Origin of the sequence: Synechococcus sp. BS55D, assembly GCF_004332415.1 — a bacterium.
GTDB lineage: Bacteria > Cyanobacteriota > Cyanobacteriia > PCC-6307 > Cyanobiaceae > Synechococcus_C.
In genome coordinates this window covers 621326-643207 of the sequence record NZ_PHQT01000001.1, presented here as the reverse complement: position 1 = coordinate 643207, position 21882 = coordinate 621326, and the positions used below count along the sequence as shown (strand labels likewise).

General features: G+C 65.0%; 20 protein-coding genes and 1 tRNA gene. 13 read left to right on the top strand and 8 right to left on the bottom strand.

Annotated features, from left to right (window positions below; genetic code table 11):
- Positions 1-21 precede the first annotated feature (21 nt).
- Complete coding sequence (locus CWE16_RS03090) at positions 22-645, top strand: alpha/beta hydrolase (RefSeq protein WP_131592816.1); 624 nt, start codon at positions 22-24, stop codon at positions 643-645.
- A gap of 54 nt (positions 646-699) precedes the next feature.
- Here the strand turns inward: CWE16_RS03090 and CWE16_RS03085 are convergent, their stop codons facing one another.
- A complete protein-coding gene (locus CWE16_RS03085) occupies positions 700-1068 on the bottom strand; it encodes a DUF3155 domain-containing protein (protein ID WP_131455830.1) in 369 nt (122 codons plus the stop codon).
- Between the two features lie 387 nt (positions 1069-1455).
- Between CWE16_RS03085 and CWE16_RS03080 the strand changes: the two genes are divergently transcribed.
- Positions 1456-2598, top strand: a complete 1143-nt coding sequence (locus tag CWE16_RS03080; RefSeq protein ID WP_131592814.1) for a sensor histidine kinase — start codon at positions 1456-1458, stop codon at positions 2596-2598.
- Here CWE16_RS03080 and cobS read toward each other — a convergent pair.
- Positions 2561-3328, bottom strand: a complete 768-nt coding sequence (gene cobS, locus CWE16_RS03075; protein ID WP_131592812.1) for an adenosylcobinamide-GDP ribazoletransferase — start codon at positions 3326-3328, stop codon at positions 2561-2563. The two genes, CWE16_RS03080 and cobS, sit on opposite strands and share 38 nt — an antisense overlap.
- 72 nt (positions 3329-3400) lie before the next feature.
- On the opposite strand from cobS, the gene tgt reads away from it, so the two are divergent.
- Positions 3401-4519: a tRNA guanosine(34) transglycosylase Tgt gene (gene tgt, locus CWE16_RS03070; protein ID WP_131592810.1), complete on the top strand. Its 1119-nt coding sequence runs from the start codon at positions 3401-3403 to the stop codon at positions 4517-4519.
- 30 nt (positions 4520-4549) lie between these two features.
- Positions 4550-4693, top strand: coding sequence for a photosystem II reaction center protein K (locus tag CWE16_RS03065; RefSeq protein ID WP_007100770.1), 144 nt, complete (start codon positions 4550-4552; stop codon positions 4691-4693).
- 15 nt (positions 4694-4708) lie between these two features.
- Here CWE16_RS03065 and CWE16_RS03060 read toward each other — a convergent pair whose 3' ends face one another.
- Positions 4709-5464, bottom strand: coding sequence for a WecB/TagA/CpsF family glycosyltransferase (locus tag CWE16_RS03060; protein ID WP_131592808.1), 756 nt, complete (start codon positions 5462-5464; stop codon positions 4709-4711).
- A 49-nt stretch (positions 5465-5513) separates the two neighbouring features.
- Here CWE16_RS03060 and CWE16_RS03055 point away from each other — a divergent pair, with 49 nt between their 5' ends.
- Positions 5514-8735 (top strand): glycoside hydrolase family 15 protein, encoded by a 3222-nt coding sequence (locus tag CWE16_RS03055; protein ID WP_131592806.1) that lies wholly within the window; start codon positions 5514-5516, stop codon positions 8733-8735.
- Here the strand turns inward: CWE16_RS03055 and CWE16_RS03050 are convergent.
- From CWE16_RS03050 to CWE16_RS03040, 4 genes are all read right to left on the bottom strand, one after another.
- Positions 8719-9723, bottom strand: a complete 1005-nt coding sequence (locus CWE16_RS03050; protein ID WP_131592804.1) for a Gfo/Idh/MocA family protein — start codon at positions 9721-9723, stop codon at positions 8719-8721. The two genes, CWE16_RS03055 and CWE16_RS03050, sit on opposite strands and share 17 nt — an antisense overlap.
- 26 nt (positions 9724-9749) lie before the next feature.
- Positions 9750-11057 (bottom strand): hemolysin family protein, encoded by a 1308-nt coding sequence (locus CWE16_RS03045; protein WP_131592802.1) that lies wholly within the window; start codon positions 11055-11057, stop codon positions 9750-9752.
- A 13-nt stretch (positions 11058-11070) separates the two neighbouring features.
- Positions 11071-11143 (bottom strand) — tRNA-Ile (locus CWE16_RS11965).
- A 59-nt stretch (positions 11144-11202) separates the two neighbouring features.
- Entirely contained in the window at positions 11203-11718 is a 516-nt protein-coding gene (locus CWE16_RS03040; protein WP_236629530.1) for an occludin/ELL family protein, read from the bottom strand.
- A gap of 57 nt (positions 11719-11775) precedes the next feature.
- Here CWE16_RS03040 and pyrE point away from each other — a divergent pair, with 57 nt between their 5' ends.
- Together pyrE and ygfZ are read left to right on the top strand one after the other, a co-directional pair.
- On the top strand, positions 11776-12360 hold the full coding sequence (gene pyrE / locus CWE16_RS03035) for an orotate phosphoribosyltransferase (RefSeq protein WP_131592800.1): 585 nt from the start codon (positions 11776-11778) through the stop codon (positions 12358-12360).
- Positions 12357-13256, top strand: coding sequence for a CAF17-like 4Fe-4S cluster assembly/insertion protein YgfZ (gene ygfZ, locus CWE16_RS03030; RefSeq protein WP_131592798.1), 900 nt, complete (start codon positions 12357-12359; stop codon positions 13254-13256). Before pyrE ends, ygfZ begins: the two co-directional genes overlap by 4 nt.
- On the opposite strand, the gene CWE16_RS03025 is transcribed toward ygfZ, so the two are convergent.
- On the bottom strand, positions 13211-14779 hold the full coding sequence (locus CWE16_RS03025; protein ID WP_131592796.1) for a TM0106 family RecB-like putative nuclease: 1569 nt from the start codon (positions 14777-14779) through the stop codon (positions 13211-13213). The two genes, ygfZ and CWE16_RS03025, sit on opposite strands and share 46 nt — an antisense overlap.
- Positions 14780-14841: 62 nt before the next feature.
- On the opposite strand from CWE16_RS03025, the gene CWE16_RS03020 reads away from it, so the two are divergent.
- The 6 genes from CWE16_RS03020 to CWE16_RS02995 all read left to right on the top strand — a co-directional run bounded on the left by CWE16_RS03020 (position 14842) and on the right by CWE16_RS02995 (position 21874).
- Positions 14842-16299, top strand: coding sequence for a phosphoglucomutase/phosphomannomutase family protein (locus CWE16_RS03020; protein WP_131592794.1), 1458 nt, complete (start codon positions 14842-14844; stop codon positions 16297-16299).
- 10 nt (positions 16300-16309) lie between these two features.
- A complete protein-coding gene (gene rdgB, locus CWE16_RS03015; protein WP_131592792.1) occupies positions 16310-16897 on the top strand; it encodes an RdgB/HAM1 family non-canonical purine NTP pyrophosphatase in 588 nt (195 codons plus the stop codon).
- Positions 16898-16985: 88 nt separating this feature from the next.
- Positions 16986-18023, top strand: coding sequence for an SAM-dependent methyltransferase (locus tag CWE16_RS03010; protein WP_131592790.1), 1038 nt, complete (start codon positions 16986-16988; stop codon positions 18021-18023).
- Complete coding sequence (locus CWE16_RS03005; protein ID WP_131592788.1) at positions 18023-19099, top strand: Glu/Leu/Phe/Val dehydrogenase dimerization domain-containing protein; 1077 nt, start codon at positions 18023-18025, stop codon at positions 19097-19099. Before CWE16_RS03010 ends, CWE16_RS03005 begins: the two co-directional genes overlap by 1 nt.
- On the top strand, positions 19096-20295 hold the full coding sequence (locus CWE16_RS03000) for an FAD-dependent oxidoreductase (RefSeq protein ID WP_443081597.1): 1200 nt from the start codon (positions 19096-19098) through the stop codon (positions 20293-20295). The genes CWE16_RS03005 and CWE16_RS03000 overlap by 4 nt, the downstream gene beginning before the upstream one ends.
- A complete protein-coding gene (locus CWE16_RS02995) occupies positions 20279-21874 on the top strand; it encodes a BCCT family transporter (RefSeq protein WP_131592786.1) in 1596 nt (531 codons plus the stop codon). The genes CWE16_RS03000 and CWE16_RS02995 overlap by 17 nt, the downstream gene beginning before the upstream one ends.
- The last annotated feature ends 8 nt before the right edge of the window (positions 21875-21882 follow it).

Here is a 21882-nt window from a genome sequence, read left to right as displayed (position 1 = left end):
GCAGCGACTCCGCCTCTGTTCATGCCCGCAGCGAACCCCAGCGACCGACTTCTGCTCAACCCCCCAGGGGCGCAGCGGCGGCTGGTGCTGCTGCATGGATGGGGTGCGGATGCCGATGACCTGTTGCCTCTCGGCCAGGCGTTGACAGCGGATCTCCCCCAGCCGGTGGAACTGATCGCCCTGCGCGCGCCGGAGCCCCATCCCCAGGGATCGGGCCGCCAGTGGTATGGACTCTTCCCCTCCGACTGGCAAGCCGTTCCCTCCGCCCAGGCAGCGCTCTGCCACAGGCTGAAGGAGCTGGAGAGCGGAGGGATTCCGCTGGCGCAAACCGTGTTACTCGGCTTCTCCCAAGGTGCGGCCATGGCCGTGCTCAGTGGCTGTGATCTGCCCCTGGCCGGGGTGATTTCCTGCAGCGGTTACCCCCATCCAGGCTGGGAAGCGCCGGCGAATCGACCGTCGGTGCTGCTGCTCCATGGAAAAAATGATGAGATCGTGCCGTTTGAGGCCAGCCTTCAACTCCAGAGCCTTCTCAACGCGAACACCAACGCAGCGAAAGCCGACCTCGTCGCCAGCGAATCCGGACACACCATCGACTCCGCAGCTCTGCCAGCCATCGCAAAAGCCCTCAGGGCCTGGTGGTCATGACCAGACTCTGAGGGCTTGCTCGCCATGGTGGTGGTTTGAGGCCTGGGGACGGCTTCAGACGAAGGCGTATTCGTACTCCTCCATCTCTTCCCAGTCATCAGCCACGAGCTCGAGGCCTTCAAACAGGGTGTCCTCGCCAATGTTGTCGACGATGGAGCGCAGAGAAGGGAAAAGGAAGTGGTTCTCTTCGGCGTACTGAGCGCTGAACAGACCCTTTTCTCCCCAGAAGAAATGATCCGTGGTGTGTTCGTTGCGGCGAACCTTCAGCAGTGCAGGAGGTGTAATGCCGTTTTCGGCAATGAAGCGACGACCGGCGGTGACGGGCTTGTGCTCACCGGTTTCGAGGTTGTAGGTCGGCACGTGGGCGAGAACACGCTGACCGGCGAGACGGCGGCGACTGATCCGCTTGCGCTTTTTGGACATGGCGAGAGACTCCCACTGGGGAGCATGAAGGTGGAAAGCGTCGGAGCAGCCCGTCAGAGCGGACGAACACCAGCGCAAAAACAGACGCAAAGCGTCGAGACGTCAGCAATCCGAAAGGTGCGCCAGCTGTGGCGAGCCACACTGACGCCGGCTCACGGCATCAACATCACCGGCCGAAACCGATGCACAACAGGGGACGCATCAACCTCTGCTGTAGCCTTGGTAGCGACTAAAGCGCAACCGCAGCGGAGTTGACGCCGAAGCTTCGCCTCTCGGAGGGGGCGTGCTATCGGTCGATCATCAGATCTTAAGACTTTTTCCCTGATTGACAACCCCCGAGACGGGGTAATCACCATCCGTCTGTGTTCGACGGCACATCTGGGTTCCATGCTCCTCAGCGAACGCTTTCTTGCCCTTGCCCAGCAACAGCTTGATTGCTTTGAGGGAGAGGAGGGTATCGCCAGGCTCGTGCTGTATGTCGCCCGTGGCCAGGACGGGACGGAGCCAGGCCTTGAGATGGTGCATCAATGGCCGGACAGCGCCACACCGCTTCCGCCCGTCGAAACGGATCCTGCCCTGCGGGCACCGGCCGCCGAACGCCGCTGGTACCCCCTCCGTGAAGGCAACCTGCTGCTCGGGGCTCTGCGGGCTGAATGCAGCAGTGCCGCAACCTGGACCCGCGGGCTCGATCGCCGCCTGGAGGCCTGTGCGGGCGCCCTCGCCTACAACCTCAGCCTCGACCTGGAACGCAGCCGCTTGAGCCACCAACTTCAGCTGCAGCGAGAGCAGCTTGATCTCGTCGTGCATCAGCTCCGCAATCCTCTGGCCGCCCTACGGACCTATGCCCAACTGCTCCTGCGCCGACTTGAGCCCGAGAGCCAGCACCGCCCCCTCGTGGAGAACCTGCTCGATGAGCAAGGACGACTGGACCGTTACATCACTGCCATCGACGGGATCGGCCGGGAGAGCCGCTTGCTGGAAGCCCAGGGATCCAGCGCCCTGCTGCTGCCACCGATGCTCCCCAGCCGCCAAAAGCAGAGCCTGCGCTCCCTGCTGGCACCGTTAGCGGATCGCGCCGCAGCGACGGCGACACTCCAGGGACGCTCCTGGTCGAGTCCGCAACCCTGGCCTGACTGGAGCGATGTGGAGCGTCCAGGAGAAGACGGCGTGGTCGCCGAGATCATCGCCAACCTGCTGGAAAACGCGTTCCGCTACAGCCCCTCCGGTGCGCCCCTAGGCCTGCATCTGAGCAATCAGGGCGACCAACGCGGCATCTGTATTTGGGACGGAGGACCAGCCATCCATCCCTCAGAGCGAGAGCAGATCTTCGAGCAAGGCGTCCGCGGCGAACGCAGCCGCGAGCGATCCGGAAGCGGGCTAGGACTGGCCCTCGCCCGGCAGCTAGCCGAAGACCGAGGCGGAGAGCTGCGCCTGCTCTGCAACCCACAGACACTGAGCCCGGAGCTACCGGTGGAAGGCAATGCCTTCCTGCTCACCCTCCCAGCAGAAGCGCCAGCAACACCAGCGTGAGTGTTTCAGTCCAGACCACGGAGGCACCGTAGGTATCTCCGGTGTGCCCCCCCAGACGGCACCCCAGCCAAGTGGCCACTCCCCAGGCCGCCAGGAGTCCGCAGGGAACACTGATCAGCAGCCCTCGCCACTGCGGCCACGGCAGCAACAGCACGAGCCCAAGCCCAACAACCGCTGCGGCGGGAATCAGCTCTTGGCCTGATCGGGCATGGGATCGGTGAAAGGACGCCGTTCCCTCCTCGCGCAGATAAGGGAAGCCCAACATCGCCCAGAGCGGAGAACAGCGCCCCCAGAACGCAACGACGGGGAGCAGCAGCGGCACAAGGGACGGTTGATGCTGGGCCAGCGTCACCAGCGCTGCCACCAGCAGTGCGAGCACCAGCAACAACGCCAGCACGCCGCTGGCCCCGACGCGGCTGTCATCCATCGCCTCCAGGCATCGGTCTCGACCGGCCGCCAGGCCATCCCCGGTGTCCATCACACCATCGAGATGGAGACCTCCGGTCAACCAGGCACCGAAACTGATCACCGCCAACACCAGCGGTAGTGGCGACCAGCCCAATGCCTCCAACAGCAGCCAAAGCAGGGCCTGCAAGCTGCCGATCACCAAGCCGATCCAGGGAGCGAAGCGAGCGATCCGTTCAAAGCGGGGCTGAAGGCGGGGCCAACCCGGCAACACGGTGTAGAAGACCCAGGCGCCAGCGAAGTCGCGGATCCAGAGCGGAGCCATGGCAGCCAGAGGAGAGATGAGGGGCGGGGGCAGGGGTTCACCGTAAGGTCAGGGATGGCGCCAGAGGGGCCTGTGTTCAGCTTTCAGATCGAAGCCCACTGCACCCACACGCGTGCACGCTGCGGCTGCTTCCAAACCCCCCACGGCCCGGTGAACACCCCACGATTCATGCCCGTGGGCACCCTTGGCACCGTGAAAGGGGTGAGCACCACCCAGCTCGCGGACACAGGCGCTCAGATGGTGCTCTCCAACACCTATCACCTGCATCTGCAGCCCGGCGAAGGGATCGTGGCGGAGGCCGGCGGCCTCCACCGTTTCATGGGCTGGGACGGCCCGATGCTGACCGATTCCGGTGGTTTCCAGGTGTTCAGCCTGGGTGAGCTGAACCGCATCGACGATCACGGCGTTGATTTCCGTAACCCCCGTGATGGCAGCAAGATTCTCCTGACCCCGGAACGGTCGATGGAGATCCAGATGGCTCTCGGGGCTGATGTGGCGATGGCCTTCGATCAATGCCCGCCCTATCCGGCCAGCGAAAGCGACGTGGAGGAAGCCTGCCGCCGCACCCACGCCTGGCTCGAGCGCTGTGCCTCAGCCCACAATCGGCCTGACCAGGCCCTCTTCGGCATTGTGCAGGGGGGCTGCTTCCCCCATCTTCGCGAGCAGAGTGCCCGCACAGTCGCTGGCTTCGACCTGCCCGGTATCGCCATCGGTGGCGTGAGTGTGGGCGAACCGGTGGAGGAGATGCACCGGATCGTCAGAGAGGTCACACCCTTACTTCCCGATGACCGTCCTCGGTATCTGATGGGCATCGGCACCCTCCGGGAGATGGCGGTGGCCGTGGCCAATGGCATCGACCTCTTCGACTGTGTGCTCCCGACCCGGCTCGGACGCCATGGCACCGCCCTGGTCGATGGCGAGCGCTGGAATCTGCGCAATGCCCGCTTCCGCCACGACCACAGCCCGCTGGATGCCAGCTGCCCCTGCACCGCCTGCACACGCCACAGCCGCGCCTACCTCCATCACCTGATCCGCAGCGATGAACTGCTCGGACTGACCCTGCTCAGCCTCCACAACCTGACCCACCTGATCCGCTTCACGACCGCAATGGGGCAAGCGATCCGGGACGGTTGTTTTGCAGAGGATTTCGCTCCCTGGCTCCCAGAGTCTCCCGCCCATCACACGTGGTAGCGTCCGCTCATCGCCCATGACATCGCCGGGATGGCCGCCACCACACTCGATCTGCTGGCCCAACTGCCCGAGGCCTATCAGGCCTTCGGACCGCTGGTCGACATCCTGCCGATCATTCCCCTGTTCTTCCTGCTGCTTGCCTTCGTTTGGCAGGCCTCCGTCGGCTTCCGCTGAATCCTGAAGCCGAGCTCAGCGTCGTTTGGCTCTGCCTTCACCCCTGCGAATCACCTCCCAGGCGAAGGCAGGCAACGACAGCATCCGCCGCCAACGACTCGGCTCCTGCACCAATCGATACAGCCACTCCACTTGCAGTCGGCCCATCCATTGCGGTGCACGCTGCTTGACTCCGGCCCAGACGTCAAAACTGCCGCCAACACCCATCCAGAGTCCGGGTTGATCGGCATGCAGCCGCTGGGTCCAGGTCTCCTGACGGGGAACGCCGAGGGCGACGAGGACGAGGTCTGGTTTCAGCACCTGCAGGCGCCGCTCAAGCAGTGGCCAGCTCTCGGCTGATTGATAGCCATGTTCGGCCATCACGAGTCGCAGGGCCGGCAACTCTGCCGCCAGACGCTGGCGCAAGCGATCCATGACCTCCGGCGCCGCGCCGATCAAAGCCACTGTCCAGCCATGGGCTTCGGCATAGGCCAAAAGAGCACGCGCCAACTCAATGCCAGGACTGCGGCGCACCCGCACGCCCTGGCGAGCCAAGGCCCAGACCACCCCAGCACCGTCAGGGATCACCAGCTCGGCGGCGGCAATCGCTGCGCCGAGCTGCGCATCGGCCCTGGCCGCCATCGTCATTTCCGCATTCAGGGTGACGATCTGACCACCGCCTCGTGCATGCAAACCGATGGCAGCGGCGTGAACATCCCGACAGGCATCCACTCCAACACCAAGCACCTGACAACGGTGCTGATCACACGGATCGGTACTGACGGCGTCCATCCGCGGTCCTGCTACAGGAGAGAATTTAGAACCGGTCGGCCTGGAGGTCATGGTTCTGTCGCACCCCTCCCTGTCGCACCCCTCCCTCGTCAACCCAAACAGCAGCTCCGAGGAGGCGCGCTGGAGCCTGCTCGCAAGTCTTGATGCAGCCATTGATCAGGTGGTGCTGCAGCGACAGCATCCGATCAGCGGCTTGCTGCCCGCCAGCACCGCCCACACCGTGCATGGCAACTACGGCGACGCCTGGGTACGGGACTGTGTGTACTCGATCCAGTGCGTCTGGGGCCTGGCCCTCGCCCATCGTCGACTGAACGGCGGCGCCACAGCACGCTCCTGGGAGTTGGAACAACGCGTGCTCGCCCTGATGCGCGGCCTGCTGAACGCCATGATGCGCCAGGCCACCAAGGTGGAGCGGTTCAAGCAGAGCCTTGATCCCCTCGATGCACTCCACGCCAAATACGACACCGCCAGTGGCGACACCGTGGTGCCTGACGACGGCTGGGGGCATCTGCAAATCGACGCCACTTCGCTGTTTCTGCTGCAGCTCGCCCAGCTGACCCGCAGCGGTCTGACCGTGTTGCGGAGTCGCCACGAGGCCGACTTCGTCCAAAACCTGATCTATTACGTGGCCCGGGCCTATCGCGTGCCTGACTACGGGATCTGGGAGCGGGGTGACAAGGGAAACCATGGCCTGCCCGAACGAAACGCCAGTTCGATCGGCATGGCCAAGGCTGCCCTCGAGGCCCTCGACGGCCTCGACCTGTTCGGGGTCCACGGTGACGGCTCCCTGCAGGCGCTGATTCCCCATGGCGCCGTTGTGCGCCTGCGACGGGCCCTGCAGGGTCTGCTGCCACGGGAATCGGCCAGCAAGGAAGCAGACAGCGCCTGCCTCTCCGTGGTGGGCTATCCAGCCTGGGCCGTGGAAGACCCCCAACTTGTGCAACGCACCTGCGAGCGGATCCGCCGCGATCTTGGGGGGGCCTATGGCTACAAGCGCTTCCGACGTGATGGTCACCAGACCGTGGTGGAGGACATCAGCCGCCTTCATTACGAACGGGACGAGCTCGCCACGTTTGAGGGCATCGAATCGGAATGGCCCCTATTCCTTGCCTATGAACTGGTTACCGCTTGCTGCGAAGAGCGCTGGGAGGACGCCCGTCACTGGCGGGAGCGGCTGCAGCCGCTAGCGGTCGAGCACAACGGACAACGGCTCTTCCCTGAGCTGTATCTGGTGCCGGATTCGGTAGTGGAGCTGGAGCGACGCAGCCCCGGCAGCCAGAAGCGGTTGGCCAACGACAACGTGCCCCTGCTCTGGACCCAGAGCCTGACCTGGCTGGGAGAGATGCTGCTGAGCGGACTGCTCCTGCCGGAAGACCTGGACCCCTGTGGCCGCAGGCTGCCCCAGCAGCTCGGTGCCGATCAGGTACTGGTTGCCCTGGTTCCAGCCAGTTCCACCCTGAGCGCCAGCCTGCAGAGCCGCGGGATCCCAGTCACCGATCCCGACCGGTGCAGCATCCAGGTGCTGCCCTCCGATGCCCTGGGTGAACGACTTCAGCAACTGGGGGCGAACCCAGCCCTGGGGCTCGGCGGCCATCCACCCCTGCGGGCTGAAACAGCCACGACTGCACGCTTCTACCGCCAGGGCGAAGCCCGGATGGCCTTTTTGCCTGCGGTGCTTGAGGAGGACACCTTCTACCTCGCGGATGACCCAAAGCAGCTGCTGGACACCGTGGTGAACGAACTGCATCTGCTGCAACGTCACTGGCGGGGCGCAGGCGCCCCGCTTCTGCTGATCCCCCTGCCAGACGTGCTTGTTCAGCGGGATCTCGAGACCGTGCAGGAGCTGGCAAGCCGACTGGCAAGCGGTGAACTGGAAGGCATTGCTGTGCAGCTCGCCCCCTTGGAGCAACTGGCAAGCCAGGGGCAGTGGCTGGACCTGCCAGCCGGCCTCGATCCCGGAAGGGTTCGGTCACTCCAGCCCCCTGCAGCGGCATCCGAACTGCTGCAGGATTCCACTGACCTGGAGGATCTGACCGCCGCTCAGGAACAGGAGCTCGATGAGATCTCCCTGCCGGAATTGCGGGCTCGTCTATGGAGAAGCTCCTCCCTCCGGGAGCAAGCCGAGGTGCTGGAACTGCTCCAGCGCCATCTCGGTGACGAAGCGATTCTCACCGGTCCGAGTGGATCGCCGGTGGAGCTGCGCAGCCTGCTGGAGGAGATCTATCACCGAGGCTTGCATCAACAAGACTGGAATGTGGTGCGCCGCTGCGCCGGAGTGCTCGGCCTGGTGCATCCCCAGCTGGAGGATGCGCTGATCGACCTGCTGGCCCGTCAGAAAACTGTGGTGGTCGGGCGCAGCTACAGCAGCGACTCCCTCCTGGCCACCCCCCTGGCCAATGGGGCGATCGCCACAAGAATCCGACGCACCTGCGGGACTGACTCCCGTGAGCAGGCCCTGCAGCAGGAGCTGCTCCTCGCGCTCGACGGGATCGCTCGCCGCGAACCCCAGATGCTCAAGGGCACGCTCACCTTGCAACTGGGGCAGCTGATGCTGATGCTCACCGCCGAACTAGCGGCGGAATCAAGACTCAGTCAGGACCAAGCCTTTGAGGCCCTCTGCTCTGACCCCCCCCATACGATCGGTCGCCGACTACGGGCGGTGCTCGCCGACCTTGAACATGCCCACGCCTCCTTGCAGCGCAATGAAGCCCTGCACCTCAGCGGTCCGGTGCAGTGGGCCGTTCCCTCCCCCCTGGAGGAGTCGCCCAGCGGTGACGACTGGCTGCAGCAACGGATCCGGCTGGGCTCTCTGCAACGGGTCCCGAAGGATTTCCATGCTGGGATCTGGTCACTGCTGCAGCATTGCCGCGGCCTCGTGATCGGCGACAAGCTCGAACGACGCAACCGTCTCACCAGTGCTCTGCTGCTGGAGAAGACCCCGGGCGAGAAAAATTTCGCCACCCTCGTGGAGCATCTGCTCAGCCGCATCCCGGCACCGGAATACCGACAGCTCTGTACGGAGTGCCTGCTGTCACTGATGGCCTTTGTGACCACCAACCCAACGGTGCACATCGATGACGATGTGGCCCTTGACGTGGTCATCGGTCACGCCGTGCGGGTGGGCTGGCTCATGACCCACCCTGAGCTGGAGGCTTCCAGCTACGGAGTGCATAAGGCTGACGCCTGGGATCAGTTCTACCGGTCCTCGCCCGCCGACTGCCGTCGCTGGCAGATCGCCGCTCTGCGGGAGCTGATCAGATCGGATCGCTGAGGGGCACTCCCATGCCGGGGTGCTCCACCGCCTGCTCGATCAGATCGGCCAGGCGGAGGGCCCGGGAGGCCTGAAGACCATCCACTGCCGGGGTTTCACGACCGCGGACGCACTGGAGAAAGTGCTCCAGCTCGGCGTAAAGCGGTTCAATCGAGGTGGTGCTGACCTCCTCAATGAATCCATCATTGCGGTAGAGCAATTCACCGTGATCGGCCGAGTACCACTCGTGGGCACGGCGGTGAATATGCAGGGTGTGATTGAGGAAATCGGTCTCGACCAGGCTCGCCCGACAATGGGCGCTGAGGCTGCGGATCTTGCGGTGGCTCATCTTGCTGGCCGTCAGGCTGGCCACCACGCCGTTAGCAAACCCAAGCGTGGCATTGACGTAATCGATCGGGCCTTCGGCACTGCGGCCTCCGGCAGCGGCAAGGCGCACCACCGGTGCCTGGGCCAGCTCCAGCACCAGATCGAGGTCGTGGATCATCAAATCCAAGACCACGGACACATCATTGGCTCGGTCGGCATGGGGGCTGTGACGGCGCGCTTCCAGCACCACCACCTCCTCACTGGCCACCACCTTGGTCAGCTCACGGAAGGCAGGGTTGAAACGCTCAATGTGACCGACCTGCAGCAGGCGACCGTTGCGGCTGGAGGCGGCGATCAGGGCCGCCGCCTCTTCCTGGCTGGCGGCGATCGGCTTCTCGATCAGCACATGCAGACCAGCCTCCAGACAGGCCAGACCAACCGCATGATGCAGCAGCGTGGGCACGGCAATGCAAACCGCCTCCACCTCGCTGAGCATGGCCTCGTAACTGGCAAACCAGCGGCATCCGAACTGCTCGGTGGCGAGATGACCGCGCTCAGCATCGGGATCTGCGACGCCCACCAGCTCGGCATCCTTGAGCAGGCTGAGCACGCGGGCGTGATGCCAGCCCATGTTGCCGATGCCGATCACGCCGACCTTCACCGGAACCATGGGGTCGGTCATCGGCAGAGGCGCGGGATCGGGGCAGATTATCGGTGATCCTGCTCCTGATCCGCTACTGACGCACCTCGATCGTCAGGAATGAGCAGGCGCACTCGCACGATCCGCGGCCCTTCCATCTCGAAGATCTCGAAGTGCAAGCCCTGATGTCGCAAAGCTTCCCCTGGGGCCGGGATGTGCTGAAGACGCTCCAACAGAAACCCCGCCAGGGTGTGGTGATCCGTGGCTTCCGGCAGCTCAAGGCCAAGTTGCCGGTTCAGCTCGAAGATCTCCAGATCACCGGCCACCAACCAGACGCCAGGCTGATCGGGGATGGACAGCAGGTCGGGAACGGCCGGTTCCGGCTCCACTTCCTCACCGACGATCTCACCGGTGAGGTCAGCTGCGGTCACGAGTCCCTCCGTCCCCCCGTGCTCATCCACCACCAGCAGGAGGGGGTGACCGCTGCGGATCAGGGCCAACAGTTCCGCCAGGGTGCTGGTCTCAAGCACCCGCTGGGCTGGCAGCAGATAAGGCTCCAACGGAGAGTTCTCCTGAAGAGCCCCGCGGGCGATCGGCTCGGCGAGACGCCGCAGGTCGAGCACACCGCGCACATCATCGAGCGACTGGCCGATCACGGGAAAGCGGGCGTGGCGGGTGCGATGCACGGCCTCCATCAGTTCGGCAAAACGGACCTCCACCGGCAGAGTGACCATGCCGGAGCGGGGCACCATCACCTCACGCACCTGGGTGTCGCGCAGAGCGAACACGCCCTCAAGAATGTTGCGCTCATCGGGCCGCAGGCCTGTCACCCCACCGGTCTCAATCAGGGTCTCCAGCTCACCGGCCGTGAGGCCAGGCACGAGAGCATCCCAGCGGGGGGTCAGGCCCACGAGCCGGAGCAACACCGTGCCGCACCCCTCGAGCAGCGTGAGCAGGGGTCTCAGCACCCGCATCACCACCTCCAGCAAGGGCGCCAGACGCAGCGCTGCCCGCTCCGGACGATTCAGCACCCAAGCACGGGGCAGCAGACCGGCCAACAGGGTGGCGAGGGCCACCAGGAGCACAAACCAGAGCAGGTCCCACCAGCGACCAGCCTGGGCGTCGTGGGGCCACCACTGATGGCCAAGGCCACGCGCCACCCAGCCCAGGGCCACCAGGGAAAGAGTCACGCCCAGCTGCGACATCAGCAGGGCCCGCCGCAAACGCCGCTGCAAACGCTGGACCGCCTGTGCACCAGGGACACCCTCTTCGGTGAGCACCTGCACACGACTGGGGCGAAGCCGCAGCAGGGAGACCTCAACCGCTGCAAAGAAAGCTGGCAACAGCAGCAGAACAATCAGCAGCAGCAGTCGCATTGGATGGATGAAATGGGGGTCGCGAGGATCGAACTCGCCTTAGGCGAATTATGAGTTCGCTGCATTCACCAGATTGCTAGACCCCCTCACCGGCCTGACGAACACTGCTGCAAAACAGTGCCGACAAAACAGTGCCTGCAAAGTGTTACCACAGGCCGCGAACCGGCGGAACCGACGATGGCTCAGGAGCGAGCCTCTGCACCGACTGATCGCCAGCGAGGCTGCCGCTGAAACCGCTGCTCAGATCCACCGTCCGCCAAGGGATTGGCGAGCTCTGCTCCTCCAGGAGCACCTGGTAGGTGTTCTGGAGCGCCGATCCGTCCCAGACGATGGTCTGATCGGGGAAACCAAGCCCCATCACCCTGTTGCCCTCCGGGCCGGCCACGGCGATGCCCAGCAGATCGGTGACCTGATGGAGCAGGTCAACCCCCCGGGCGTAGGGCGCTGTCCAGGTGTAGAAGCGGTTCACCACCAGCTGATCCGTGCGCTCCACCGCTCCGCAGTGGGTGACCTCCACCGGTGCAGGAGCAGTGTCCGTGGAAGGGCCCAATGGCGCCGGTGCCTCGAGGCTGGTGGTACAAACCACCGGATTGGCCCAAGCCGTCGGTGCTGCCAAACCGCCGAGGGCGAGCAAGACCAGAGAGAGGGGAAGCCTTGCCACAGAGGTTTCCAGGGTTGAGCGCAAACTAGACACAGGATTCGCGATGCACCAGCCCTGATGAGCACTCCATCCCCCGCCCAGAACGAGGGGCGCGATCCACTGCTCACCCGTCTGGCCCGAGAGGCCTACCGCCATGGCCGCTTCACCCTGGCCTCCGGACGCAGCAGTGATCACTACGTGAACTGCAAACCGGTGGCGCTCAGCGGCAGCGGACTGGCCATGCTTGGGCCGGCCATGCTTCAGCTGGTGGAGGCGGATGCGCTGGCGGTGGGAGGCCTCACCCTCGGCGCCGATCCACTGGTGAGTGCCGTCGCGATGGCCGCTGCCCAGAGCGGCAGACCGCTGGATGCCTTGATCGTGCGCAAGGAGGCCAAGGGCCACGGCACCGGTGCCTGGCTGGAAGGACCGCTCCCACCGGCTGGCAGCCGCGTGACCGTGCTCGAGGACGTGGTCACCACGGGCGGCTCCTCGATCAAAGCCGTGAACCAGCTGCGTGATGCCGGCTTTGTGGTGAATCGGGTCGTGACGATCGTCGACCGCGAGGAGGGGGGTGCGGCAGCGATGGCCGCTGCCGATCTGGAGCTGATGAGCCTGTTCCGTCTCGAACAGGTGGCTTCCAGGGCGAAGGAGCTGGCGGCATGAACGGCACAGGATCCGACAAGCTCTGGGAGGCCTGGTTTCCGCTGCTGCGGCTCGAGGGCAGCGGCACCCGGGCCTTCCTTCACGGCCAGACCAGTGCGGACGTGAACGGGGCCAACGAGAGCCAACTGATCCGCAGCTGCTGGCTCAGTGCCACCGGCCGCCTGCAGGCCCTGCTCGAGATCCGACTGGATAGCGGCGGCGCTGACGTTCTTGTGCTGGCCGGTGATGCCGAGGCCCTGGCCTCGGGCTTCGATCGGGTGATCTTCCCCGCCGACCGGGTACGCCTGCTGCCGATCAAACAACAGCATCGACAACAGCGCCTGCGCTCCGAGCTGAGCGACACCAGCTGGCACGAGGACGTGCAGTGGTCGGGCGACGCCTCAAGGTCTGAGACCGCATCAAGCCAATCGACCGCCATCGCTGCTGCCTCCGCCCTAACGACTGCGAGTACTGAAGAACTCGAACGCTGGCGCCTTGGGCTGGGACTGCCCCTCGGCACCGGAGAACTCAACGGAGAGACCAATCCCCTTGAACTCGGCCTGGGGGAGTGGCTGAGCCTCAGCAAAGGCTGCTACCTGGGTCAGGAAACCATCGCCAAAGTGGCCGGCCGTCAGGGGGTCAAACAGCAGTTGCGCTGCTGGCAGCTGCCCGCCGAAGCCACCACCACGGCTGAACCCCTGACGATTGCCGCCGGCCAACAACTGCTGCAGGGCGATGAACGAGCCGGGGTGATCACGTCAGTGCTGGCCAGTGAAGGCCGTTATCAGGGTCTGGCCCTGGTGCGCCGAGCCGCACTGGAGGCCAGCCATCTTCAACTGGCAGGTCTCGCCACGGAGCATCCCGTCGAGATTCAGCTGGAGATGCCCGCTGGCTTCCGGGATCCTGAGCTGTCTTGATCCAGCAAGCTGTCCTGATCTAACAGGCTGTTCTGATCTAACAGCCTGTCCTGACAGAGCAACCATTGCGCCACGGTCCAGGTGGCCAGGCTGTCGTCGTGGTTGTAGGTAAAGATCCAGCGCAAGGCCTGCACATGGCCGCGATCGTGCCGGCCGGAACCACGCCACTGCCGCCACCAGAGCAGGGCACGAGCTCCATCGACACCCTGCTGCCTCCAGCGGAAGCCGCGCCAGGCGGCCACGGTTTTGAGTCCATAACTGTTGAGTGGCAGGCGCCAGTGCCGGCGAAGACGGTCATGCACATCGACCATTCGCGCGCGAAGGGTCGCCAGCTCCCCCTCTGCGCGCCCTTGCCGCTGGGCCATCCGCACGAGGGCCAGGGATTCCGTTTCGCCGTAATGCAGAAGCGGCCAGTCGGAATAGCAACTCAGAAAAGCCTGCAAACGCTCCCAACAGCGCGTTTCCCCGTGCTCCTGGAGCACCAGCACTGGGTGGTAGGTGGCTGCAGCCAGATCCCACCCACCGGTATCAGAGCGCGGCAGACGCACAAACCCATGCAGGAAGTCGTCGCGGGCATCGGGATCCGACTCAATGTCGTAGAGCAAAACCCCAGGAGCAGAACCCAGCTCCGGCAAAGCCGGGCCTGACCCCAGGTGTTCGACCCTGCCATCGCGCTGGGCCCTGGCCTGAGCCACGAGCGGAGCCGCGATGGCACCATGCTGCTCACCGAAGCGTTCCAGCTGCAGGGCCAACTGCTGCGGGTCGGCAGCCGCCAGATCGGCCAATCGGGCAAATCCAAGCTCTTGCAGCATCTCTCGCCTCTTGGCACCAATGCCACTCACTTCGCTGAGGTGCCCCTCCGCAGCCGCCTCGGCATTACAGACCCCGCGCCAGCTACACAGCGTGCACTTGCGACGATCCGCCGCAAGGGCCGGTGGATTGGGCCGAAGCAAATCCTGAGCCAGCTTGCGCAGGGCTTCATCCAGCTGGCGCTGCAGGCTGCTGTTGAGAGGCAGACGTTCCTTCTCCAATCGGCGTCCGGCACCGGCCACCGCCAGCGCCTCGGGCACTGCCGCCCCTTGCAGCGGCTCCAGCAGCCGGCCGGCCAGGGCCAGCGGCAGGCGATGTTCTCGGGTCAACCGACGCCCCTGACGGGCGAGCACTGGCCAATAGGCGAAGGAGCCCCAGCGGCTCTGGCCTGACACCCGCTGCAGGAGGGGTGGATGGGCCTCAAGCCACCACCCGGCCGGGCCGGGCCCCCTGAGACGCACCCCCACGGCCGCCGCCGCCCCCTGCTCCAAGGCAGCGAGTCCCCGAGCGGGTTTCTCAGGCAGCAAGGCCACGAAACTGCGCTGCTGATCATCCAGCTGAAGGGTGCGATGGGCTGAATACAAACGGGTGCTCGGATCCCCATGGCGATCCAGCCAGGCCCGACGGCGACAGCGCAACCAGCTCCGCAACAGGCGATCTGTCAGCACCTGTCCGGACGGGACAGCCTTGTCAGCAGCAGGGGTGTCACCCATCCAACGACGTTACGGCGGCCGGCTGCTAAATCCTGTTTCAGTGCGTTCCTCCATCTGCACCCATGGCCTCTGCCCCCCTGCCCCTGGCTGCAGCGCCGATCAAGTTCGGGACCGATGGCTGGCGAGGGATTCTCGGGGTGGACATCACCGTGGAGCGGCTCCTCCCCGTGGCGGCGGCTGCCGCCCAGGAACTGGCCCACCGCGCTCCAACCGGCCTGAACTCCCGCACGGTTGTGATCGGCTACGACCGCCGTTTTCTTGCCCCTGAGCTGGCGGAGGCGATTGCCGCCGCCGTACGCGGTTGCGATCTGGAGCCCCTGCTCACGGACTCAGCAGTACCAACGCCCGCCTGTAGCTGGGCGGTGGTGGAGCGCCGCGCCCTCGGCGCCCTGGTGATCACCGCCAGCCACAACCCACCGGAATGGCTGGGGCTCAAGATCAAGGGCCCCTTCGGAGGATCAGTGGAGGGAGACTTCACTGCCGCCGTGGAGCAGCGCCTGGCGGCTGGTGGCATCACGCCACCGGTGCAGGGGGTCACCGCACGCTTTGACGGCCGTGGTGAACACCTCGAAGGCCTTCGCCGCAAGCTTGATCTCTCCTCCCTGCGCCGCGGCCTGGAGGCGATGGGTCTTCAGGTGATTGTGGATCCGATGCACGGCTCGGCGGCAGGCTGTGTGGGGGAACTGCTTGGCGACAACAGCCTTGTCCGCGAAATTCGCAGCCAGCGCGATCCCCTGTTCGGGGGAGCCCCCCCCGAACCCCTCGCCCCCTATTTGGGGGAGCTGATCGTTGCGGTGAAAGCAGCCACAGCAGCCGGAAAGCCAGCCGTTGGGCTGGTGTTCGATGGCGATGGCGATCGGATTGCAGCGGTGGATGAACAGGGCCGCTTCTGCAGCACCCAACAGCTGATGCCCCTCCTGATCGATCATCTCGCCAGGGCCAGACAGCTACCGGGCTCCGTGGTGAAAACGGTGAGTGGTTCGGATCTGATGCGCCTGGTCGCTGAAGACCTTGGTCGAACGGTGCTGGAGCTGCCGGTGGGTTTCAAATACATCGCTGCCGAGATGCTGGCTGGCGAGGTCCTGATCGGTGGCGAGGAATCCGGTGGGGTTGGCTTTGGGATGCATCTGCCGGAACGGGATGCACTGTTCGCAGCCCTGCTGGTGCTCGAGGCCCTGGTCGAAGGTGGCCAGCCCCTGGGCGAACGGATCCGCAGCTTGCAGAGCCGCTGTGGTGGAGCCAGCCATTACGACCGTCTCGACCTGAGGCTGGCCGACATGGAATCGCGCCGGCGCCTGGAGACTCTGCTGGCCGATCAACCGCCCCAGGAGGTCGCCGGTGTTGCCGTGCAGGAGGTGGTGCGCACCGATGGCGTGAAGCTTCGGCTCGGACCAAGCCACTGGCTGATGCTGCGCTTCTCGGGAACCGAACCATTGCTCCGGCTTTACTGCGAAGGCCCCGACGAGGAGCGGGTCGCAGCAGTGCTGGCCTGGGCCCGCGATTTCGCCACGGCTGTTTGATGAGAAAACCATGAGACAACGCACCCTGGTGATCGCTAGCGGCAATGCCGGCAAGATCCGCGAATTCGCCCGCCTACTCAGTGCACTACCGCTGGAGGTGCAGCCCCAACCTGAGGGCCTCGAGGTGGAGGAAAGCGGCTCCACCTTTGCCGCGAATGCCCGCCTCAAGGCCTGTGCGGTGGCGGCAGCCACAGGCGCATGGGCGCTGGCGGATGATTCCGGGCTCAGCGTGGACGCGCTGCAGGGAGCGCCGGGCGTGTTCTCCGCCCGTTATGCAGCCACGGATCCAGAGCGAATTGCTCGATTGCTGCAGGAACTGGGAGACAACGCAAACCGTGACGCCCATTTCAGCGCGGCCCTCTGCATTGCCGCCCCCGATGGGAGCGTGCTGGCGGAGGTGGAAGGGCAGTGCCACGGTCTGATCACGACTGCCCCCAGAGGCGATCAGGGCTTCGGCTACGACCCGATCTTTGAAGTCGCCAACACAGGGCTGACCTTTGCCGAGATGAGCCTGGAAGAGAAGAAACATCACGGGCACCGCGGCCGAGCCTTCGCCCTCTTGGAGCCCCAGCTACAGCAACTTCTCCAGCCTGGTTGAGGCCCGCAGGGATCAGCGCAGCGTGTTCCCTGTCACGAAGTGCTGACAGATGCACCCTGTACGGTGAAAGCTGCCGCTGACGAGGTCCATGGCCATCGCCATGACCACGGGTTACAGCGCGCAGACCGAAGGCGCACGTCTCTGCATCGATGCCGCCTCGGACTGGGCCTTGACTTGTGTTGAACAACTGAACGATCAGAACCATCACGTTCTGGTTGATTACGGCGCCGCCGATGGGGGCACGGCCGTGGGGCACTGGAACCGGGTGCTTGATCACCTCCATGCCCAACAACCCGGAGCCCATCTGACCCTGATCGGGAACGATCTGCCCAGCAACGACAACGTGGCACTCGCCGCCAACTTGGCCCTGCAGATCCCCCGGCCACCGAAGCCGACGGTGCTCGTGAGCGCCCGCAGCTTCTATGAGCCGACCACGGCACCCGGCACGGTGAGCTTCGGCTTCTCCGCCACCGCTATGCACTGGCTGAGCCAGTCTCCGGGACCACTCCCGCGCCATACCCATGTGCTGGCATCCTGCGATGCAGAGGCGTTGGAGCGCTTCACCGCCCAGGCCATGCAGGACTGGACGGCGATCCTCGAGCTGCGCAGCCGCGAATTGCAGGTGGGCGGTCGCCTGCTCACGGTGAATCTCTCCCGTGATGAGGAGGGCCGCTACCTGGGCCATAACGGCGGCAAGACCCGCAACGTTCACGACCAGCTGCATCAGATCTGGCGGGAACTGGCCGATGAGGGAGCGATCAGTGAGGAGCAGTACCGCAACGGCACCGTTCTCAATTTCTACAAATCGCCCGAGGAGTTCATGGCGCCGCTGAAGGATGCAACCTCAGCGCCGTATCGCAATGGCCTGCGTCTTGTCGATGAACGCACGGTCCACGTGAGCTGCCCTTACAGAAAACGCTGGAACGACGACGGCAACACCGCAGCCTTCGCCGCCGGCCTCATGGCCACGATCCGCAGCTGGAGCCGTCACAGCTTCGCCAGCAGCGCCGGAGATGCAGCCGCCGATGCGGTCTTCCAACGCCTGGAGCAGCGCATCGCCGACGCCCCGAGCGAATGGAGCCTGGATTACGTGGAGCATCACCAGATGATGGAGCGAGTGGCCTGATGACTGACCCGAATCTCACTCCACCGACCGCTCCCGCGGTGTCGGTGCTGGCGGAACACGTCTCCGACCACCTGTCGGTCTTCGTGGTCGGCGAAGACACCGATGCCAGTCGCCCTGCAAACGGTGGACTGCGCCTGCTCAATTACCCCAGTGACGAGGCCTGCATCGCCGACGGCGAGCGACTGGCAGGCCTGATGACCCACAAACACGACCTGTACGGCACCGGGTTTGCCGGCGGCAAGATCGTGGCCCGGGCCACAGAACCAGAGGCCGTCAAGGAGGAGCTGATCAGCGTCACCGCTGCCTTGCTGGAATCGCTCGACGGTTCGATGATCACGGGCTGCGATCTCAACACCAGCCTGGAGGACATGGAGCGTCTCAGTGCGCTCACTCCCCATGTGCTGGCCGCTGTGGGCAGCCCCGTGGATGCCAGCGCCGCCACGGCCCACGGAACCCTCGGCGCTGTGGAAGCGGTGCTGGAAGCCGAGCTGGTCGACGCCACTCCCGGACGCGCCTTAGTCCATGGCTGCGGAGCTGTGGGGGGCACGGTGGCTCGACAGCTGGTGGAGCATGGCTGGACCGTGTTCACCGTGGATCTCGACCGTGGTCGATCTGGCTTTCCGGGCGCCACGCCGCTACCGGAACGTTGTCCCTGGTGGGAACTGAAACTCGATCTGCTGCTGCCCTGCTCTGTGTCGGGTCTGATCAACACGGAAATGGCCAGCGCCCTGCGCACCGGCGCTGTTGTGCCGGCCGCCAATGCCCCCTTTCAAGTCCCCCAGCTCGCTGATGATCTGCGACGCCGAGGGATCCGGGTGCTGCCTGATCCGCTCGTCAATGCCGGGGCGGTCATCGCCGACTCGATCGAACGCTTCGCTCCCGATGCCTGGGAATCGGCCAGCGCCGAGGACGTTTACGGCTTCGTTCGCGAGGAGGTGCGCCAGCGGGCCAGTGACTATCTGAGCCAGCGTGATCAAGGACTGAGCGTGCGCGACGCCCTCACCGAGGTGACCGCGGAATCCAGGACCGAGCCGATCGGCCTCAGCTTCGGAGAGCCCACGGGAGTGGGACTGTGACGGCACCCATACAGGCCAACGCCCTACCCCAGAGGGCGTCTGTGGTGATCGTCGGCGGTGGCATGGCCGGCCTCAGCTGCGCCGCAGCCCTCGCCCGCCGCGGTGTGTCCGATGTGGTGCTGCTCGAGGCCGAAACCCTGGCCCATGCGAAAGCAAGCAGCTTTGGGGAAACCCGCATGTTCCGGGAGATGTACTCCGATCCCGTGCTCTGCCGGCTGGCCCAGGAAGCCAACCATCTCTGGCGGGAGGAAGAAACCCACGCCGGGGAACAGCTCCGCGACACCCACGGGCTGCTCTTCTACGGCGAGAGCTGGGATGAAGAAACGATTGAAGGCTCAATTCCCGGTGCCCGCCGGGTGATGGATGACCAGGGCATTCCCTATGAAGCCTTAAGTGCCAGCGCAATCGCTGCGCGTTTTCCCCTGAAGCCCAAACCCGACTTCACTGGGCTCTTCGAGCCCACCGCTGGCGCGGTGCGCAGCGACAAGGTCGTGGCCCATTGGATTCGCACAGCCCGCAAGGCTGGCCATCAACTGCTGGAGCACTGCCCCGTGAGCCAGCTGGATGCCGATGGCGGAGGCGTCACCCTCAGCTCCGGGGATCACATCAGCGCCGATCAGGTGGTGGTGGCCTGCGGAATCTGGAGCCAGTTGCTGCTCGCTCCCCTCGGCCTCGCCCCGAAGCTTGAGGTGTGGCCGATGCTCTGGGCGCATTACACCGTGGATCCGGCCCTGGCCGACCGCTATCCGCAGTGGTTCTGCTTCCAGCGGGAACGGGGCGATGACGGCGGGTTGTACTACGGCTTCCCGGTGTTGAGCACCACCGCCGACGGCCGCCCCCGCATCAAGTGCGGCATCGACTGGAGCCCGAAAGAGCTACGGGTGGCCGAACCCAATGCGATGGTCACCGAGCCTCCGGCTCGGCTGGTGGAACTCCTCGATGGCTTCCTGTTCAACGAACTGGAGGGGGTGCAGGAGCGCGTTGAAACCGTGATCAGCCCCTATTCGATGGCCAGCGATGTGAATTTCGTGCTCGATCGCCTGACCCCAAAACTGAGCCTGTTTGCCGGCGGCTCCGGCCAGGCCTTCAAATTTGCCCCCCTGATCGGCGATTCCCTGGCTCGTCTCGCCAGTGGTGAACAACCCGCCGTCGATCTCACCTGCTGGAACCACCAGCGGGATGCCGTTCGCGCCTGAAGCCTTGGCTGACCAACGATCGTCCCCCCTGCCCATCGAGGCCCCTAAGGGCTGGTGGCGCCACCCACCCCTCTGGATCGGCGCAGGTCCATTGCTGCTTTTCCTGCTGTTGGCTGCCGCTGATCTGGCAGTCGCCAAACAATTCACCAACGAAGGCAAGCTGCTGGCCAGCAACCTCCTGGGTGGGCTCTGGCAGTGGATGGTGGTGGCGCTGTTCGTGATCGCCATCGCGCTGGCGGTGAGCCCGATCGGCAGGCTGCGCCTTGGCGGCGCCGAGGCGAAGCCAAGTCTGAAATTCTTCGACTGGTGCGCCGTGCTGATCTGCACCCTGCTGGCAGGAGGTGGCGTGTTCTGGTCCGCCGCCGAACCCCTGTTTCATTTCCAGACGCCGGCCCCGTACTTCAAAGGTGTGGAGGGTTCGACCGCAGCAGCCGTCGACCCGGCCTTGGCCGTGAGCTTTCTCCACTGGGGCTTTCTGGCCTGGGCTCTTGTGGCGACCACGGTCACGATCACGCTCTCGATCCGCGAGCGCCGTGGGGAACCATTGCGCCCGCGCACACTGCTGGTTGGGCTGGTGCCTCGCTCCATGGTGGATGGCCCCATCGGAGACCTGGCCGATGGCCTCTCAGTGGTGGCAGCCATTGCCGGAACCGTCGGTCCCCTGGGCTTTCTTTCACTGCAACTCAGCAATGCCGCCGGCCAACTACCGGGACTCAGTGACAGCGCCGGACTGCAGTCACTGGTGGTGGTCCTCCTGACAGCAGTGTTCGCCACTTCAACGGTGAGCGGAATCCAGCGAGGGATCAAATGGCTCTCCGAATTGAACGTGTGGCTGACGTTGATCATGGCCGCAGGCCTGCTTCTCCTCGGACCTGGGCTCTGGCTGACCCGCCATTTCTTCACCGCCTTTGGCACGTATCTCCTCAACCTGCCCCAGATGGCTCTGGCTTCCAATGAAGGAGCTCAAGGAAGCTGGCTGAACGGCTGGACCGTCTTCTACTGGGGTTGGTTCCTTGGCTATGCCCCCTTGATGGGCCTGTTCACAGCAGGGGTCAGCCGCGGCCGCAGCATTCGCGACTTGGTGCTGGCCGTGGCGATTCTCTGCCCTTTGGTGACCAATCTGTGGTTCACCCTGCTCGGAGGCACGGGTATGGCGCTGGAACTGGCGACGGCAGGAAGCATCAGCGGTCCCCTTGGGGACAACGGAGCCGCGGCAGCCCTGCTGGCGATCCTGGGCCAACTACCCATGGCCTGGCTGCTGATTCCGGTGGGCTTGCTGCTGGTGGTGCTGTTTATGGCCACCAGCGCCGACTCCATGAGCTACGCCGCGGCCATGGTGGTAAGTGGCAAGAGCGAACCTGCACCGCTGCTGCGTCTGTTCTGGGCTCTGATGATCGGCAGCCTCACCCTGGTGCTGCTCCGAATTGGCTCAGGCGTGGGGGACAGCACCTCGATCGACGCCCTGCAGGCCTTCATCGTGATCACAGCGGTCCCCGTGACCCCGCTGGTGCTCACCACACTGTGGAGCGCCCCAAGACTCGCCTGGAAGGAGGCAAGGCAGCAGGGCACAAACACCTGATCGGCGCC